Source organism: Parvimonas sp. D9 (genome assembly GCF_035282565.1).
Taxonomy (GTDB): Bacteria; Bacillota; Clostridia; order Tissierellales; family Peptoniphilaceae; genus Parvimonas; species Parvimonas micra.
The window spans coordinates 1-337 of record NZ_JAYKBM010000087.1 but is presented as its reverse complement, the minus strand read 5'-3'; the positions used below and the strand labels follow the sequence as shown (position 1 = coordinate 337).

Below are 337 nucleotides of genomic sequence, written 5' to 3'. Positions count from 1 at the left end.
ACGGAGAGGCGCTGGACCTTAATCAAGGTCTCCAGCGCGTCAATGGCCTCCTTAGCATTGAGTTCTTCGATCCACTGTGGATCCTCGAACCTGGTCATCAGGCGCTCAAGCAAGACACCCGCATTAGCATAATGCCCATTCTCCATCTTGCGGATGCGATGCTCACGCTTCTTTGCCTCCGCTGCCACAATGAACAGGTCATATGCTCGAGCACGAGCTGACCAATAGAACTCCATATAATATGCCTGGAGCTCTTCGACCGTAGCATCCTCTGACACAGATAATAGGTCAAGTTGGCGAATACCGTGAGTTTCTGCCTGCTCCAGATAAGCCATAA

The 337-nt window shown here is 51.3% G+C and carries 1 protein-coding gene; it reads right to left on the bottom strand.

Annotation, left to right across the window (positions count from 1 at the left end; translation table 11 throughout):
* Nucleotides 1–337 (bottom strand): hypothetical protein (locus VJI94_RS08135; protein WP_324008984.1); only part of this gene is annotated, 337 nt, incomplete at both ends.